The 16,148-nt window shown below is 65.3% G+C and carries 18 protein-coding genes; 6 read left to right on the plus strand and 12 right to left on the minus strand.

Annotation, left to right across the window (positions count from 1 at the left end; translation table 11 throughout):
* The coding region (locus ACMO6A_RS08365) for a phosphoglycerate dehydrogenase (protein WP_418471087.1) at nucleotides 1-1,074 on the plus strand (1,074 nt) is incomplete at its 5' end.
* A 121-nt stretch (nucleotides 1,075-1,195) separates the two neighbouring features.
* On the opposite strand, the gene rplW is transcribed toward ACMO6A_RS08365, so the two are convergent.
* From rplW to ACMO6A_RS08415, 10 genes are all read right to left on the minus strand, one after another.
* Nucleotides 1,196-1,477, minus strand: a complete 282-nt coding sequence (rplW, locus tag ACMO6A_RS08370; RefSeq protein WP_009304896.1) for a 50S ribosomal protein L23 — start codon at nucleotides 1,475-1,477, stop codon at nucleotides 1,196-1,198.
* Nucleotides 1,477-2,100 (minus strand): 50S ribosomal protein L4, encoded by a 624-nt coding sequence (gene rplD / locus ACMO6A_RS08375; RefSeq protein WP_009304897.1) that lies wholly within the window; start codon nucleotides 2,098-2,100, stop codon nucleotides 1,477-1,479. Before rplD ends, rplW begins: the two co-directional genes overlap by 1 nt.
* Before the next feature lie 30 nt (nucleotides 2,101-2,130).
* Nucleotides 2,131-2,760, minus strand: coding sequence for a 50S ribosomal protein L3 (rplC, locus tag ACMO6A_RS08380; protein WP_418471088.1), 630 nt, complete (start codon nucleotides 2,758-2,760; stop codon nucleotides 2,131-2,133).
* Between the two features lie 6 nt (nucleotides 2,761-2,766).
* Entirely contained in the window at nucleotides 2,767-3,075 is a 309-nt protein-coding gene (rpsJ, locus tag ACMO6A_RS08385) for a 30S ribosomal protein S10 (protein WP_009304899.1), read from the minus strand.
* Nucleotides 3,076-3,108: 33 nt separating this feature from the next.
* Nucleotides 3,109-5,226: an elongation factor G gene (fusA, locus tag ACMO6A_RS08390; protein WP_009304900.1), complete on the minus strand. Its 2,118-nt coding sequence runs from the start codon at nucleotides 5,224-5,226 to the stop codon at nucleotides 3,109-3,111.
* A 15-nt stretch (nucleotides 5,227-5,241) separates the two neighbouring features.
* The gene (gene rpsG, locus ACMO6A_RS08395) at nucleotides 5,242-5,712 is read right to left on the minus strand and encodes a 30S ribosomal protein S7 (protein ID WP_009304901.1); all 471 of its coding nucleotides are present in this window, start codon (nucleotides 5,710-5,712) and stop codon (nucleotides 5,242-5,244) included.
* 116 nt (nucleotides 5,713-5,828) lie between these two features.
* Nucleotides 5,829-6,200: a 30S ribosomal protein S12 gene (rpsL, locus tag ACMO6A_RS08400; protein WP_015760307.1), complete on the minus strand. Its 372-nt coding sequence runs from the start codon at nucleotides 6,198-6,200 to the stop codon at nucleotides 5,829-5,831.
* Between the two features lie 268 nt (nucleotides 6,201-6,468).
* Nucleotides 6,469-6,963: a type II toxin-antitoxin system VapC family toxin gene (locus ACMO6A_RS08405; protein ID WP_418471091.1), complete on the minus strand. Its 495-nt coding sequence runs from the start codon at nucleotides 6,961-6,963 to the stop codon at nucleotides 6,469-6,471.
* Entirely contained in the window at nucleotides 6,963-7,304 is a 342-nt protein-coding gene (locus ACMO6A_RS08410; RefSeq protein WP_035586137.1) for a type II toxin-antitoxin system RelB/DinJ family antitoxin, read from the minus strand. The genes ACMO6A_RS08405 and ACMO6A_RS08410 overlap by 1 nt, the downstream gene beginning before the upstream one ends.
* Nucleotides 7,305-7,622: 318 nt before the next feature.
* Nucleotides 7,623-9,134 carry a response regulator transcription factor gene (locus tag ACMO6A_RS08415; protein ID WP_035586139.1) on the minus strand — a complete coding sequence of 504 codons (1,512 nt, stop codon included), beginning with the start codon at nucleotides 9,132-9,134 and terminating at the stop codon, nucleotides 7,623-7,625.
* Between the two features lie 301 nt (nucleotides 9,135-9,435).
* Between ACMO6A_RS08415 and ACMO6A_RS08420 the strand changes: the two genes are divergently transcribed.
* The 4 genes from ACMO6A_RS08420 (at nucleotide 9,436) to ACMO6A_RS08435 (ending at nucleotide 13,784) form a co-directional block, all read left to right on the plus strand.
* On the plus strand, nucleotides 9,436-10,059 hold the full coding sequence (locus tag ACMO6A_RS08420) for a hypothetical protein (protein WP_035586141.1): 624 nt from the start codon (nucleotides 9,436-9,438) through the stop codon (nucleotides 10,057-10,059).
* Between the two features lie 131 nt (nucleotides 10,060-10,190).
* Nucleotides 10,191-11,843 (plus strand): FAD-dependent oxidoreductase, encoded by a 1,653-nt coding sequence (locus ACMO6A_RS08425; protein WP_418471094.1) that lies wholly within the window; start codon nucleotides 10,191-10,193, stop codon nucleotides 11,841-11,843.
* Between the two features lie 77 nt (nucleotides 11,844-11,920).
* The gene (locus ACMO6A_RS08430) at nucleotides 11,921-13,102 is read left to right on the plus strand and encodes a U32 family peptidase (protein ID WP_035586143.1); all 1,182 of its coding nucleotides are present in this window, start codon (nucleotides 11,921-11,923) and stop codon (nucleotides 13,100-13,102) included.
* Nucleotides 13,068-13,784: a helix-turn-helix domain-containing protein gene (locus ACMO6A_RS08435; RefSeq protein WP_035586144.1), complete on the plus strand. Its 717-nt coding sequence runs from the start codon at nucleotides 13,068-13,070 to the stop codon at nucleotides 13,782-13,784. Before ACMO6A_RS08430 ends, ACMO6A_RS08435 begins: the two co-directional genes overlap by 35 nt.
* Before the next feature lie 29 nt (nucleotides 13,785-13,813).
* Here the strand turns inward: ACMO6A_RS08435 and ACMO6A_RS08440 are convergent, their stop codons facing one another.
* Complete coding sequence (locus ACMO6A_RS08440) at nucleotides 13,814-14,926, minus strand: M20/M25/M40 family metallo-hydrolase (protein ID WP_418471096.1); 1,113 nt, start codon at nucleotides 14,924-14,926, stop codon at nucleotides 13,814-13,816.
* A gap of 163 nt (nucleotides 14,927-15,089) precedes the next feature.
* Between ACMO6A_RS08440 and ACMO6A_RS08445 the strand changes: the two genes are divergently transcribed.
* On the plus strand, nucleotides 15,090-15,665 hold the full coding sequence (locus tag ACMO6A_RS08445; RefSeq protein ID WP_009304904.1) for a nitroreductase family protein: 576 nt from the start codon (nucleotides 15,090-15,092) through the stop codon (nucleotides 15,663-15,665).
* Nucleotides 15,666-15,701: 36 nt separating this feature from the next.
* On the opposite strand, the gene ACMO6A_RS08450 is transcribed toward ACMO6A_RS08445, so the two are convergent.
* Nucleotides 15,702-15,998 carry a hypothetical protein gene (locus ACMO6A_RS08450; RefSeq protein ID WP_009304905.1) on the minus strand — a complete coding sequence of 99 codons (297 nt, stop codon included), beginning with the start codon at nucleotides 15,996-15,998 and terminating at the stop codon, nucleotides 15,702-15,704.
* Nucleotides 15,999-16,148 lie beyond the last annotated feature (150 nt).

Here is a 16,148-nt window from a genome sequence, read left to right on the forward strand (position 1 = left end):
CTGGTGCGCAGCGCCGCGCTGCACGACACCGCGTTCCCCGATAGCCTGCTGGCCATCGCCCGCGCCGGCGCCGGCGTGAACAACATCCCGCTCGACCGTTGCGCCGAAGAGGGCATCGTGGTGTTCAACACCCCCGGCGCGAACGCGAACGCCGTGAAGGAGATCGTGGTGTGCGGCCTCATGTTGGGCAGCCGCGACATCGCCGGCGGCATCGCCTGGTGCCGCCACAACGCCGCCGACGAGAACATCGCGAAAGCCGCCGAGAAGGCGAAGAAGGCGTTCGCCGGACGCGAGGTGAAGGGAAAGAAGCTGGGTGTCATAGGCCTGGGCGCCATCGGGGCGGAAGTCGCAAACATCGCCATCGATCTGGGCATGGACGTGTACGGGTACGATCCGTACGTGTCGGTGGGCGCAGCATGGCGCATCTCGAGCGCCGTCCATCACGTGACGAACCTCGACGACATTTTCCGCACCTGCGACTACATGACCATCCACGTGCCGGCCATGGAGGGCACTATCGGCATGATCGACGAACGCGCCTGCTCGCTCATGAAAGACGGCGCCGTGTTCCTGAACTTCTCGCGCGACACGCTCGTGGACAACGCTGCCATGGCCGCCGCGCTGGACTCCGGCAAGGTGCATGCCTACATCACCGACTTCGCCACGCCCGAGGTCATGAAGATGGAGCGCGCCATCGTGCTGCCCCACCTGGGCGCCTCTACCGCCGAGGCCGAGGACAACTGCGCGATGATGGCCGTGCGGGAGCTCATGGACTACCTGGAGAACGGCAATATCGCGAACTCCGTGAACTACCCCGCCTGCGACATGGGTCCCGTGCCCGACGGCCTGCGCCGCGTGGCCGTGCTGCACGCGAACGTCCCGAACGCCATCGCTCGCATCACGAACGTGTTCGGCGATGCCGGCGTGAACATCGAGAACATGATGAACAAGGCCCGCGGCGAGAACGCCTACACGATGCTCGACCTGGACGCCGGCACTCCGGGGCATCCCGATGACGCCATCGAGCGCCTGAGCGCCATCGAGGGCGTCCGCCGCGTCCGCGTGGTGAAGTAACGACTCCAAGGCGATACGGCACGTCAAAGAAGGCGTCGCGGTTCGCTTTTCGCACCCTCCTCCAACAAAAAAGGCGCCCCCGCGATTGCAGGGGCGCCGAGGCAGCACGTGGAAACGTCGCTTACGCGAACAGCTCGATGGTGTCGCCTTCCTTGAGCGTGACCATGGCCTTCTTCCAGGTGCGGGTCTTGCCCAGCTGGTAGCGAACGCGCTTCGGCTTCGGCTTCACGTTGAGCGTGTTCACCTTGACCACCGTCACATCGAAGATGGCTTCGATGGCCTGGCGGATCTCAACCTTGTTGGCGTCCTTGGCCACCTCGAAGGTAAAGGTGTTGCCCTCCATCTGGTCGTAGCTGTGCTCCGTGATGACGGGGCGGATGATGACCTCGCGGGGATCCTTCATTATGCAAGCACCTCCTCGATGCGCTTCAGGGCGTCGGCCGTGAACACGAGAGCCTTGTTGTCGATCAGCTCGTAGGTGTTCGCCGCGGACACGGGCAGGATGTTCACCGTGGGGATGTTGCGGAACGACAGATAGGTGTTCACGTCCTCGTCGTCGATGACGAGGGTGGTGCGACGCTCCAAGCCGAGGGCCTTGAGCGCGGCCACAGCCGCCTTCGTCGAGGGCTTCTCGAAGTTGAACGCGTCGACCACGAACAGCTCGCCGTCGGCCAGCTTGGCGGACAGCGCGGAGCGCATGGCCAGCTTGACCTCCTTGTTGTTCACGCGGAACGCGTAGGAACGCGGATGCGGGCCGAACACGGTACCGCCGCCGGCCCACTGAGGGGCGCGGATGGTGCCCTGACGGGCACGGCCGGTGCCCTTCTGGCGCCACGGCTTCTTGCCGCCGCCGCGCACCTGGCCGCGCGTCTTCGTGTCATGCGTGCCCTGGCGCCAAGACGCGCGCTGCGCGCGCACGACCTGGTGCATGACGGGCACGTTCGGCTCGATGCCGAACACGGAAGCGGCGAGGTCGGCGGTGCCGGCCTTCTTCCCGCTCGCGTCTTTGATCTCGATAGTCGTCATGATATACAAGCTCCTTATAGGTTACTTCAACTACGCCATGCGGACGCGAACGACGCCGTTCTTGCCGCCGGGGATGGCGCCCTTGACGAGGATGAGGTTCTGCTCCTCGTCGATGCGGACGACTTCCAGGTTCTTCACGGTCACGGTGTCGACGCCCATGTGGCCCGGGAGCTTGAGCCCCTTGAACACGCGGGACGGCGTGGCGCACTGGCCCACCGAACCGGGAGCGCGATGGAAGTGCGCGCCGTGGCCGCCCGGGCCGCCGCGGAAGCCGTAGCGCTTCATGACGCCGGCGAAGCCCTTGCCCTTGGACGTGCCGGTCACGTCGACCTTCTTCGTCTCAGCGAAGGCGGCCACCGTCTGCTGGTCGCCCACCTTGTACTCGCCGGCGTTCTCGACGCGCACCTCGCGCAGGTAGCGCGTAGGAGCCGTGCCCTGCTTGGCGAAGTGACCCGCCATGGGCTTGTTGACCTTCTTCTCCTTGATGGAGCCGAAGCCCAGCTGCACGGCCTCATAGCCGTCGCTGTCCTTCGTCTTGACCTGGCAGATCGTGTTCGGCTCGGCCTGGATCACCGTCACGGGCACGACACGGTCGTCCTCGTTGAAGATCTGGGTCATGCCGATTTTCTTACCATAGATGGCGTTGATCATATCGCACATCCCCCTTTACAGCTTGATCTCGATGTCGACGCCGGCAGGGAGATCGAGGCGCATCAGGGAATCGACCGTGTTCGGGGTCGGTTCCAGGATGTCGATGAGGCGCTTGTGCGTGCGCATCTCGAACTGCTCGCGCGAATCCTTGTCGACGTGCGGGCCCTTGACGACGCAGTACAGGTTGCGCTCCGTCGGCAGCGGGATAGGACCGGACACCTTGGCACCCGTCTTCTGCGCGGTATCGACGATGAGCTTCGTGGACTGGTCCACGATCTCATGATCGTACCCCTTCAAGCGGATGCGAATCTTTTGATTAGCCACTTACTTTACCTCCGTTATGCTCGCGCGCACGCCCTAGGCGTTGCCGCCGGCCTTGCTGATAATTTCCTCCGCCACGTTCTTCGGCACTGCCTCGTACGAATCGAACTGCATCGTGTACGAAGCGCGGCCCTGCGTCGTCGAACGCAGGTCGGTGGCGTAACCGAACATCTCGGACAGCGGAACCTTCGCCTTGATGGTCTTGGCGTTGCCGCGATCGCCCATGCCCTGGATCTGGCCGCGACGGCTGGACAGGTTGCCCATGACGTCGCCCATGTACTCCTCGGGCGTCTCGACCTCGACGGCCATCATCGGCTCGAGAATGACCGGAGCGGCCTTCTTGAGCGCAGCCTTGACCGCCATCGAACCGGCGACCTTGAACGCCGCCTCGGAGGAGTCGACGTCGTGGTACGAACCGTCGATGAGCTCGATCTTGATGTCCACGACCGGGTAGCCCGCAAGCACGCCCGAGTTGATGGCTTCCTGGATGCCCTTGTCGATCGGGGTGATGTACTCCTTGGGGATCACGCCGCCCACGATCTTGTTCTCGAACTCGTAGCCCTTGCCAGCTTCCTGCGGGATCAGGTTGATGACCGCATGGCCGTACTGGCCGCGACCGCCGGACTGGCGCACGAACTTGCCCTCGACGTTGCGAGCTTCCTGCGTGGCCGTCTCGCGGTAGGCGACCTGAGGCTTGCCCACGTTCGCCTCGACCTTGAACTCGCGCAGCAGGCGGTCGACGATGATCTCGAGGTGCAGCTCGCCCATGCCGGCGATGATGGTCTGGCCGGTCTCCTGGTTGGTGGACACGCGGAACGTCGGGTCCTCCTCGGCCAGCTTCTGCAGCGCGATGCCCATCTTGTCCTGCTCGGCCTTCGTCTTCGGCTCGACGGCGATGTCGATGACCGGCTCGGCGAACTCCATGGACTCGAGGATGATCGGATGATCAGCGTCGCACAGCGTGTCGCCGGTCGACGTGTCCTTCAAGCCCACGACGGCGACGATGTCGCCCGCGGCGCAGCCGTCGATATCGACGCGCTGGTTCGAGTGCATCTGCAGCAAACGGCCGATGCGCTCCTTCTTGCCCTTCGAGGCGTTGGACACGTAGGAGCCGGAATCGAGCTGGCCCGAGTACACGCGGAGGTAGGTGAGCTTGCCCACGAACGGATCCGTCATGATCTTGAAGGCCAGAGCGGAGAACGGCGCCTTCACGTCGGAGGGACGCTCGTCTTCCTCGCCCGTGTCCGGGTTCGTGCCCTTGATGGCCGGCACGTCGATCGGGGACGGCATGTAGTCGACCACGGCATCGAGGAGCTCCTGCACGCCCTTGTTCTTGTAGGACGAGCCCACGAACACGGGGTGGATCTGGCAGGCGATGGTGCCCTTGCGGATGGCGGCCTTCAGCTCGTCAACCGTCACCTCTTCCTCCATGAGGACCTTCTCCATGAGAGCGTCGTCGCAGTCGGCGGCGGCTTCCACCAGCTCCTGGTGGCGCAGCTCGGCCTCTTCGGCGAACTCGGCCGGGATAGCGTCCATGGCCTCGGGGTAGGTCATGCCCTTGTCGTCGGCCTTGAAGTCCCACGCGGTCATGGTGACCAGGTCGATGACGCCCCAGAAGTTGTCCTCGGCGCCCATGGGCATCTGCGCGGCGACAGCCGGCGCGCCCAGGCGATCCTTCATGGTCTCGATCGCATGGAAGAAGTCGGCGCCCACGCGGTCGTACTTGTTGATGTAGGCGATGCGGGGCACGCCGTAGCGGCTTGCCTGGCGCCACACCGTCTCGGACTGCGGCTGCACGCCGGCGACGGCGTCGAACACCGCGACCGCACCGTCGAGCACGCGAAGCGAGCGCTCGACCTCGGCCGTGAAGTCCACGTGGCCGGGAGTGTCGATAATCTGGAAACGGTACTCTTTGCCGTTGTCAGCTCCGCCGGGGTACTTCCAGAAGCACGTGGTGGCAGCGGCGGTGATGGTCACGCCGCGTTCCTGCTCCTGCACCATCCAGTCCATCGTCGCGGCGCCGTCGTGCACCTCGCCGATCTTGTGGGTCTTGCCCGTGTAGTAGAGGATGCGCTCGGTGGTCGTCGTCTTGCCCGCGTCGATGTGGGCCATGATGCCGATGTTGCGCGTATCCTTCAGTTCGATTTTCGCCATGAGTCGAATCCTCCCTTAGAAGCGGTAGTGCGAGAACGCACGGTTCGACTCGGCCATCTTGTACAGGTCTTCGCGCTTCTTCACCGACGCGCCGGTGTTCTCGGCGGCATCCATGATCTCGGCGGCGAGGCGCTCCTTCATCGTGTGCTCCTTGCGCTTGCGCGAGAAGTCGACGATCCAGCGAATGGCGAGCGTGGTGGCGCGACGGGAGTTGACCTCCATCGGCACCTGGTAGGTGGCGCCGCCGACACGCTTCGGCTTGACCTCGAGCGTGGGGCGGACGTTGTCCATGGCCTTCTTGAAGACGGCCAGCGGATCGCCGCCGGTCTTCTCCTCGACGATGGCGAACGCACCGTAGACGATGTTCTCGGCGGTGGCCTTCTTGCCGTCAAGCAGGATCTTGTTGATCAGCTGCGTGACGAGACGGTTGTTGTACTGGGCGTCCGGCTGTACTTCGCGGCGGACTGCTGCTGCACGACGCGGCATGTGTTCTCCTTCTAGGTCCTGCGCGCTTCGGAACGGCTTTCTCTCCGTTCATTAGGCCGCCCGCCTGTCCCCTTTGGGCTCGGTCGGTTGCTGCGGCCCGCGCGTCTTAGCGGGTGTTACTTCGGGCGCTTGGCACCGTAGCGGCTGCGAGCCTGCTTGCGGTTGTCCACGGCGGCGCAGTCGAGCGCGGCGCGGATGACCTTGTAGCGCACACCGGGGAGGTCCCTCACGCGGCCGCCGCGCAGCAGCACCATGGAGTGCTCCTGGAGGTTATGGCCGACGCCCGGGATGTAGGCGGTCACTTCCATGCCGTTGACGAGGCGCACGCGGCAAACCTTGCGCAGAGCCGAGTTCGGCTTCTTCGGCGTGGTCGTGAACACGCGGGTGCACACGCCGCGCTTCTGCGGGTTGCCCTTCAGGGCAGGCGTCTTGCTCTTGTCGACTGCCTTCTTGCGGCCCTTGCGGACCAGCTGGTTGATGGTAGGCAAAGCTTCTCTCCTTTTACCTCTTGCTTGTCCGAGACGTCTACATACTCTATAAACGCTCGCTTGAACACCGTTTCCAAGTGCGTTCAGCTGATGCGCACACGAAAACGCTCGCCTCCTCGGAGACGCGAAGGTGAACTCTACCATCGCCCCTCAGGGTTGTCAAACGCCACGCACCCGGGAGTATCTACACCTCTTGACATCCGTATCCGCAGGTGGAATGCGGATACATGGCGAACCGTCGACGAAAAGTTCACCGTTTCTCAAAGAATCAAGAAGTTTTTTTGCCGAGCAGCGAGCGCGCTTGATCGATCGACAGGTATATTCCTTGAGCACGCTTGAGCAGTTCTCTGTCGGACGTGACGACGCAATCCGCCCGCACGCGCTTCGCGGCAGCCAGGACCAGATCGTCTTCGAGGTCGCCGTGCGCCGTGCGCCACGTCTCAGCGTGCAGAACCTCCGAGGAACCTACGGGAACAACGAGAGCCGCCTCGCGCATGCTGCGCACAAACGACCATGCCGATTCCGAAATGGCGGCTGACCAAGCAGCGTCGATCTCGGTCCCCTCGTTGCGAAGCTCCTTTTTCGTACGTCTGACGATCAGCTGGAACACATCTTTGAGCGATATAGACGACACGTACAGAACGACGTCGTTCACGGCGGACTCGACCATGAACCGGACAGCCGATTCGTGATTCTCGCTCGTGGCGATACCGTAATCCAGCCAAACGTTGGCATCGACGAGTATCTTCAAAGGTTCGGCCATCAGAGCCCCATCTCCTCCAGCATATCGTCGTATAGCTCGTCGCGCAGAGTCTTGTAATCCAAACGCTCTTTTCGCTTGGGCACGGGAAGCCCGTGGTCGAGGAAGAAGTTCTCCCATATATGCGCCCCGTATTCGGCAAGGGCGATCCTGCGTCGTCGTTCCGCTTCGTCGGCATCGGCCCCGGACGCGCGCATGAATGCAGGAACCTCGCCCGTTTGCTCGGCATACTCCCACACGGCTCGCACCACCTGGGACGGCGTAAAGCCGGCACGTGCGAACACCTCGTCGCCGCGGGCCTTCACGTCTTCGTCAATACGCACGTTCATCTGCACCGCAGCCATGACAACCTCCTTCGCATCCGTTACAGCTATATAGTATAGCACGATATGTGCAAAAGCAGAAGTCAAACGAACGTATGTCCTGATTTCTCGTTCGGTGCATGATGCCTGACGGGCCGCCCCTGCCCCGAACGTTCTGAGCGCCCGATGCGGGCCGAAAACACCCGTATCCGGCGATTTCTCGCCACTTCGACGGCAGGAGGATGCACGGGAGGCGACCGCAGAGCGGCGCACCCGTTGCGGACGGGGCCGCACCGGGGATCGCCGAACGGGGATCGGGACAAATGTTTCATTTTCTGCCTCGGTGCAGGAGCGCTGCGATCAGTCTTCCTCGCATGCCTCGTCGGCGCGGGCAACGAGGTCGATCAACTCGGACTTGGCGTGGACGTCGAGCTTCTGGTAGATGTGGCGCCGATGGGTGATAGCCGTGCCCTCGGAGATGAATAGCTCTTCCTGCACTCTCCCCAATCCGTGGCCCTTCGCCAAGATGCGCAGCACGTCGGACTCCCGGCTGGTAAGCCCGTAGCACCGTGAAACGAGCGCCGCCTTCTCCTCCAGAAAGGAATCGCTCTCCGTCGTCGACCCCGTCGCCACCGCGGCTTTCCTGAATATCCGGACGAGCCCGCCCTTCGTCACCACGATGTTCGTCCCGAGAAGCCCGAGCACCATGGCGAGGATCGCCGTGATCTTGATGAAGTAGTTCGTCGTGGGGCCGACCGCCTCGATCACGCCGGCGAGGCAATAGCCGACCGCCGCGCCGCCGCACAGCCCCCCGACCCCGACGGATGCCATGACGTATACCGGCGCGTGCAGCACGTCGGCCGCTTCGCGCAAGACGCCCGGCACGATGGTGCAAAAGCACCACAGCGCCAACGTCGAGAAGCAGAGCGCGAACTTGACGGAGAAATCGGTTCCCGTGTCGAACGGGTAAAACGCGACGATCAGCGGAACGGCCACGAAGCGCAAGGCGAACAGGAAGTCCCACGACGAGCGCACGACGCGGACGAGGACGAGGAACACCACCGCGGCAAGCACGCCCGCGTACCCGTACGCCCACGTGAACGCACTCGCGCGGCCGTGCGGGGCGATGACGAACTGCATGATCATCATCGCGAACAGGAATCCGAAACAGCCCATCGCCGCCCCGACGCGCACATACGCGGAACCGATCCCCTTCTGAGGGGCCGGCAATTCGACGACGTCGCCCCGGCTGGCCGCAAGCACGAAGCAGAGCGCAGACGAGACGGCCAGCGCCATCGTCGCCCCCAGCAGAAGCGCGTTCGCCCCCACCGCCTGCGCGAAAGCGGCCAAGGAACAGCACCCCAGGACGACCGCGACGCTGCTGCCTGCCTGCGCGGGACCGGGAAGGCGGGCGATCGCCGAGCTCCACACGAGCGCCATAAGGCCGTTGCCCGCCCCCAGCAACGCTCCGGACAGGGAGAACAGGAACGCCACGCGATCGGGGGCCATGCCGTCGAGCAAATGCAGCAGCAGGGCGCCGATGCAGGAGAAAGCCGCGCCCGCCAGCACGCCGTACGTTCCCTTCGAGGGCTGGCTTCGCATGCGCAGAACCGCGAACAGGGCCGAGACGACGGCAAGGGACGCGAGATACGACAGCAGCAGCGGGGCAAGCTCGTCGATGGAGAACGCGGACGAGCGGTACTTGTCGGCGACGAGCCCGACGGCCGGCATCCACGCCTGCGCGCCGACCAGGCCGACAACGCACCACACCGGCATCCACGCCGTCGCGCGCCGGGCACCGCCCTCGCTCCCCGAGCCAACGGCGGATCCCTTGGCGACGCGGGCCGTGCCCGCGCGTTTCGCATTCCCCATGATCTCCCCTTTCGAGCCGCCGCAAGAGGCAACCACTCGCATCCATCCCTCTCCAGTATAGCAACATTCGCTTGGGCGACCTGGGCAGATCATGGTTGCCGGCTTCGCGACGAGACACCCCTCATCAGGCGATTCATCCGAAATAGATGATAGCCGCTCCGGAAAATCATCCCAAGCAGCAACGCGGAGCATCGCTTTCGGATGATGCGAAGGCCCGGCTGCCGGTCGAAACTCTCGCCATCGCATTCAAGCACCGCGGCCACTGCGGAAGAAGTGGCAGTCATCATGCAAGGGGGCAAACATGCAACAACAAAACACGCTGAAGCGGGGCGTCGCGACCGTCGCGTCGATCGTCATCCTTGTTTCGGTGTGCCTCGCGGGCTGCGCACCGCAGGCTTCGACGGAATCATCGGAATCCTCAGGCGAAGCCGAAGCCGCAACCACCATCGCAACGGGCGACTTCGCCTTCTCGGCCGAGGCCGACTGCGCCGTCTGCCACACCGTGGAAGGCGACTCCTTCAGCGACAGCGCATGCGCGGCATCCAACCATGCGGCGCTCACGTGCACCACGTGCCACAGCGATGTCGACGGCCTGGCCTCCGCGCACGACGGCGTCGCCTACGGAGACAAGGGGGCAAAACGCCTCAAGACGACCGACGTCGCAGAATCCACCTGCCAAGCCGAAGCCTGCCACGGCAGCTACGAGACGCTGGCCGAGCAGACCTCGTCGAGCACGCTGCTCACCGACAGCAACGGCACCGTCGTGAATCCGCACGACCTGCCCGAGAACGCAGACCACGAGACCGTCACCTGCGGCAGCTGCCACGACATGCACGCTTCCGACGACATCGCCGAAACGGCCCAGAAAGCCTGCATCAGCTGCCACCACATGGGCATCTACGAATGCAACACCTGCCACGACTAACCGAGGGCGCCGCCCGATCACCCTTCGACCCCCCTCATTCGGAGCGGCGATCGGGCGCGGCCGCTTTCTTTCGGTACCGTCCGCCGAGCACGAAGGCGGATGCAAGCGAACCGCTACAACAAGGAGGCATCATGCAAGAAGGAATCTCAAGGCGCAGCTTTCTCAAGGGATCGGCGCTCGCCGCAGCAGGCGCCGCGGGAGCTGCGGCACTTTCGGGCTGCACGGCGCAGGCTGAGGAGGCGACGCCCAGCTGGATGCCCGCGACCTGGGACTACGAGACGGACGTCCTGGTGATCGGGTACGGCGGAGCCGGGCTCTGGGCCGGCATCACGGCCTACGACGAAGGATCGCAGGTGCTGTTCCTCGAGAAGGCCCCGTTCCGCGGAGGCGGCTCGTCGTCCATCAACATGGGGCAGTGGACCGCTCCCCACGATGCCGACGCGGCAGCGCAGTTCGCGTTCGAGGCGTTCCACGGCCAGACGCCGCTGGAGGTCTGCCAGGCATGGGCCGACGAAGCCGTGCAGAATCCCGATTACGCCGAAGAGTACGGCCTCGAATACACGCTGGGCGAGACGCCGCGTGCCGAGTACGACATCTTCACCGGATACGAGGAGATGTACGTCGGTGCGGGAACGGGCTACGGCAAGGCGTTCTTCGAAGCCATGGACCAGCATCGTCAGGACCGCGGCATCGACGTGGTGTTCGACTGCCACGACGAGGAGCTCATCCAGAACCCCGAGACAAACGAGATCGTCGGATGCTACACGCTGATCGGCGACGACGCCGAGAAGAAGGCCGTGAAGGCCTCCAAGGGCGTCATCCTGTGCACCGGAGGGTTCGAGTTCAACGAAGAGCTGCAGGCCAAGTATCTGAAATGCTACCCGATGCGCGGATTCTACGGCTGGAAGTACAACGAGGGCGACGGCATCAAGATCGCCCAGAAGGTGGGCGCCGACCTCTGGCACATGCAGCAGGTGTGCGGCGGCGACGATGCCTGGTTCGACGATCCGGAAATCGTCCCCGGCGGCGTTTCGGTGTCCAGCCCCACGCCGAACTACATCAAGGTGAACCGGCTGGGTGAGCGCTGGGGCGAGAAGGACACGTCGAGCCCGCACGGCGGGTGGAAACCCTACGCCAACTTCAACGAGGAGATCTGCGACTTCGACCGCATCCCCTCCTGGTACGTCTTCGACCAGACGTCGTTCGAGGGCGGCAGCTGGGGCGGCATGGTCGGCGGCGCCGCGAAGGAGAACGGCGGCATGGGGATCGGCTACATGACCGAGGGCCTCGATCCCGAGCTGGGCGGATGGGAAGGCTGGTCGGCCGACAACGTATGGGAGCTCGAGCGCGGATGGATCACGCAGGGAGCAACGCTCGACGAGCTGGCCGCGAACCTCGCCAAGAGCAAGTGGGACGACAAGATGGACGCGGATAAGCTGAAGGCCTCCGTCGAGCGCTGGAACGAGCTGGTGGACAAGGGAGTCGACGAGGACTTCGGGCGCGAGGAGATGGGCAAGATCGAGACCGGCCCCTTCTACGCCATCCCCCTCTACCCCGGCATCTGCAACACCATCGGCGGCGCGCGCCGCAACGAGCACGCCAACGTCGTGGACCCGGACGGCGAGCCTATCCCACGCCTGTACTCGGCGGGCTCGTTCGGCAACATGAACGGCCACACGTACGCGATCACCGGCGGCAACGGTTCGGAGAACTGGTGCGTCGGGCGCATCGCAGGACGCAGCGCCGCCGCGCTTTCGGCATGGGACGCCGCCGAGGGCAAGTAGGCACGGTCGAACGGCCCGGCAGCTTCGCGCCGCGCAGGCGGCAGCGATGCTGCCGGGCATCCGAGGAAAGGCAGCTCATGACCGCATACGAATTCTCCGTCCCCTTCAACGGGGACCCCGGGACGCTCGATGCGCTTCTGAAACTCCGAGGTCGCGATGGCAACGCGATCCGCGAGGTGTACCTGAACGCGCCGCAATCGGTGACCGGATCGGGACGCGTGGGGGCCGAAACGACGGAACGCGCGTTCGTCGAGACCGTCGAGCGCATCCACGACGGCGGCGTGCGAGCGGACATCACGATGAACTCGACGTGCGAAGGCGCGGAATGGTACGACCGGGAAACCGTGAGCCGGCAGGTGGGCTTCGTCCGGCGCATGCACGAGGAGCGCGGCGTGGAGGCGGTGACGCTCGCGAACCCGTTTTTGATCGAGCGCGTGCGGGACGCGTGCCCCGCCATCGAGATCAGCGCCTCGGTGCTGGCCGACATCGACTGCTTTTCCCGTGCGGAAGCGTATGCGCGCGCCGGCGCGAGCACCGTGACGGTGGACACGAGCGCGAACAAGGACCTCAAGCTGCTGCGCCAGATGACCGATCGACTGGGCGTGGAGATCAAGCTCATGGTGAACGAAGGGTGCCTGGACAAGTGCCCGTACCGGAAGTTCCACATGAACTATATCTCGCACAAATCGAGGGAGACGGCCTCGGAAGGCACGGCTTTCTCGTTCGCCTGCGGAGACATCATCCTGCGCGATCCGGGCCAGGTGTTCAAATCGAACTGGGTGCGCCCGGAAGACCTGGTACGCTATGAGAAGATCACCCGCTTCTTCAAGATCGTCGGGCGCGATATGCTGCCGAGCAAGGTCCTGCGCTGCACGCAAGCCTATCTCGACGAGTCTTACGAGGGCAACCTGTTCGACATCCTGTGCAGCAGCATCGGCTTCTACGGCATCGAGCACAGCGCGCACGTGGACAACAAGGCGCTCGACCGAACCTCCCACTTCAAGCGGACCTCGACGTGCAATCGGCGTTGCCACACGTGCACGTACTGCGACGATCTGGCCCGCGATCTGCTGGGATACGGCTGGGTTACCCGCGAGAACCTGGAAGACCTGGGGCGCTACGGAACCATCGCGGCCATCGAGGCGCGGTTCGGCGGGCGCTATCCCCGCTGCCCCGCGTTCGCCGAACGGCCGACCGAGACACCGACCGAGACAAGGAGGAACCATGACACGGCAGATCAGAACCTGGCACGAGCGTGAAGGGGCCGAGGGAGAGCCGCGATGCTGGGACGTGCGCATCAACGGCGCACCCGTTCCCGGAGGATGCATCGTGCAAACGGACGACGGGGCGTTCGAGGTGCGCTACCCCCGTCTGGCGACCCGCACCGTCCCGACGCTCGAGGAGGCGAAGCGGCGCATCGAGTTGGCCCCGCCCATCACGAGGCCCGGCATGGCGGTGGGCAAACTGCTCGACGATGCCGACGAGAACGATCTCATATCCCCCGACGAGGCGGGCGAGCTGCTGGGCTTGAGCCGCTTCCGCGTCAACGCCATGGTGGCCAACGGGGTGCTGGCCGGCACGCGCCATGACGGACGCGTCCTCGTCAGCCGCGCGTCCGTCGAGGCGCGGCGCGCCCGCACGGCAACCGACGGCCCCGCAGGACGCTTCGCCCGCGCATTCGTGGAGTATTGGGCTGACGAGCCCGACGGGACGCCCGTCATCCTGGAGGTGGACGTCGAAGACGCGCGCGAATACGAGGAGGCGAAGCGCTTCGTGCGGGCAGTCGTCGATGGCGAGGAACCGGGGCGCGTCGAGGTGCTCGACTACCGTCGGGCCATGGCGCGCTGCACGCGGGCGAAACGATCGGAGAACGGGCTTTCCGGACCGATCCCGTTCAAATCGTTCGAGGCGGCGCGGGCGGGCGCGCTTCCGCAGGCTTAGACCCGGGAACGCGCGCCGCCCGCACCCCCCTACTCGACGCCTTCGGCTATGAGGGCCTCGACGAGGCGGGCGGTGCCCTCGAGGTCGGCGACGGCGATGTGCTCGTCGGCGGAGTGGAAGCTGGCCATGCCCACGCCCAGGGTGATGGGGCGCACGCCGCGGGCGGCCAGGATGTTCGCGTCCGAGCCGCCGCCGGAGCGGTGGAATCGCGGCTCGAGGCCGGCCGCGCGGGCGGCGCGGGCGATGGCCTGCACGAGCTCGTCCTCCTCGTCGAACAGCACGGCGTCGTAGCTCTTCGTCCACGCGACGTCCACCGTGCCGCCGAAGCGCGCCGCCGCGGCTTCGAGCGCCTCGGTCATGGCCGCCTTCTGGGCCTCGGCGCGCTCGGCGTACAGCGAGCGGCACTCCCCCGCCAGCGTGCAGGCGTCCGGCACGACGTTCGTCGCGCCGCCGCCCTCGATGAACCCGACGTTGGCCGTGGTGGCCTCGTCGAGGCGGCCGAGCGGCATGGCGGCGACGGCCGCGGCCGCCATCGCGATGGCCGAGACGCCGTCCTCGGGGCACACGCCCGCATGCGCGGCGCGGCCCGCGAACGCGGCGCTGAGCGTCCAGTGGCACGGCGCGCCCGTGATGACGGTGCCGGGCGCGCCGTCGGCGTCGAGCACGTAGCAGGGCGCGCCCGCGGGCAGCAGGCCGTCGGCCAGCGCGCTCGAGCCCAGCAGGTGCTGCTCCTCGCAGGTGGTGAACAGCACGGTGACGTCGGGGCGCGGGGCGTCGGCCTCCAGCACCGAGCGCACGCCTTCGAGGATGGCCGCCACGCCGGCCTTGTCGTCGGCCGACAGGATGGTGTCGCCCGCCGAGCGCACGATGCCGTCGACGACCACGGGCTCGATGCCCGCGCACGGCTGCACGGTGTCCATATGCGCCGAGAACACCACGTGCCCCGCCCGCGTGCCCGGAAGATGCGCGACGAGGTTGCCGGTGTCGGAGCCCACGCGGGCGGCCGAGTCGTCGAAGCGCACCTCGAACCCGAGCCCGCGCAGCTCGTCGGCGCATCGGGCCGCCATCGGGGCCTCGTGAAACGACGGGCTCTCGATGCGGACGAGCTCGCAGAACAGATCGAGCAGACGGCTCTCTTGCATGGACGTTCCTTCTTTCTCTCCTTCAGCCGCCAAGCTTGAACGCTCGGCAACGACGATGGGTTCGGTTACCGAAAGCCATTATAATCAGCAACAGCACCGTGCGCGCGAGAACCCGGGCAACGGGGCCGCGCGCTCCGTACCGCGAAATCGAGGGAGGTTCCGAGTGCAGGACATCATCAAAGCCTGTCGAAGCTATCGACGATTCGATGAAAGCGACCGCATCGACCGCAAGCTGCTCACCGCCTGGGTGGACGCCGCGCGACTGGTCGCTTCGAGCGGCAACGCGCAGCCGCTGCGCTACGCCATCGTCAGCGACGAGCGCGCCTGCGAGCGCGTGTTCTCGTGCTGCGCATGGGCGAAGGCCCTGCCCGACTGGCCGGGACCCGTGCCGGGCGAACGCCCGAGCGCCTACGTCGTGGTATGCCGCGACAACGATCGCACATTGGCCGACACCTTCACCGCGTGGGACGAGGGAATAGCCGCGCAAACCATCATGCTGCAGGCCGTCGAAGCCGGGTTCGGGGGCTGCATCATCGCGTCGTTCAAAAAGAGGAGCATGGCCGAAGCGCTGGGCGTCGACGCGGACCGCTTCCAGCCCGACCTCGTGTTGGCGTTAGGCAAACCCGTCGAAGACGTGCGCATCGTCGACCTTCCGGCAGGCGGCGCCACCGAGTATTGGCGCGACGAGGCGGGCGTGCACTACGTGCCCAAACGCGCGCTGTCGAGCGTGCTGCTGTAGCCCGCACCCGACGCACGCCGTCCGGGCATCGCGCGCCTACGCTTCAGCCGCCTCGTACGCGATCTCGCGCTGCGCGTCGAGGCGGCGGTTGCGAAAGTACACGATCCAGTTGACGCCGATGCAGGCGAGGTTGATCAAGTACACCGCCAAAACCCAGTTCACCGAACCGGATGCGAACTTCGCGGCGATGCCGGCCATGTAACCTGTCGTGATCAGGGCGATAAACTGCCAGCTGGAGCCAGCCGCCGTTGCCGCTTTGAAATTCTTGTACGCGTTGAGCGGCCACGACAAGCCGAAGCACACGAGCATGGCCGCTTCCAAGAGCTCTGACACGAGCCCACCATCTCCTTACCGCGCCGGATCGTTCTGCGATCGTCGGCCTCGCTTTCCTGCAACAGGCACCACCCTACGCGCTCGCCCCAGCGTTGTCCAATATAAATTTCATCTCCAATGATATGATAGATGTTATAGGATGAGCGGATA

The sequence above is a fragment of the Eggerthella sp. genome, assembly GCF_048329335.1.
Classification (GTDB): Bacteria; Actinomycetota; Coriobacteriia; order Coriobacteriales; family Eggerthellaceae; genus Eggerthella; species Eggerthella lenta.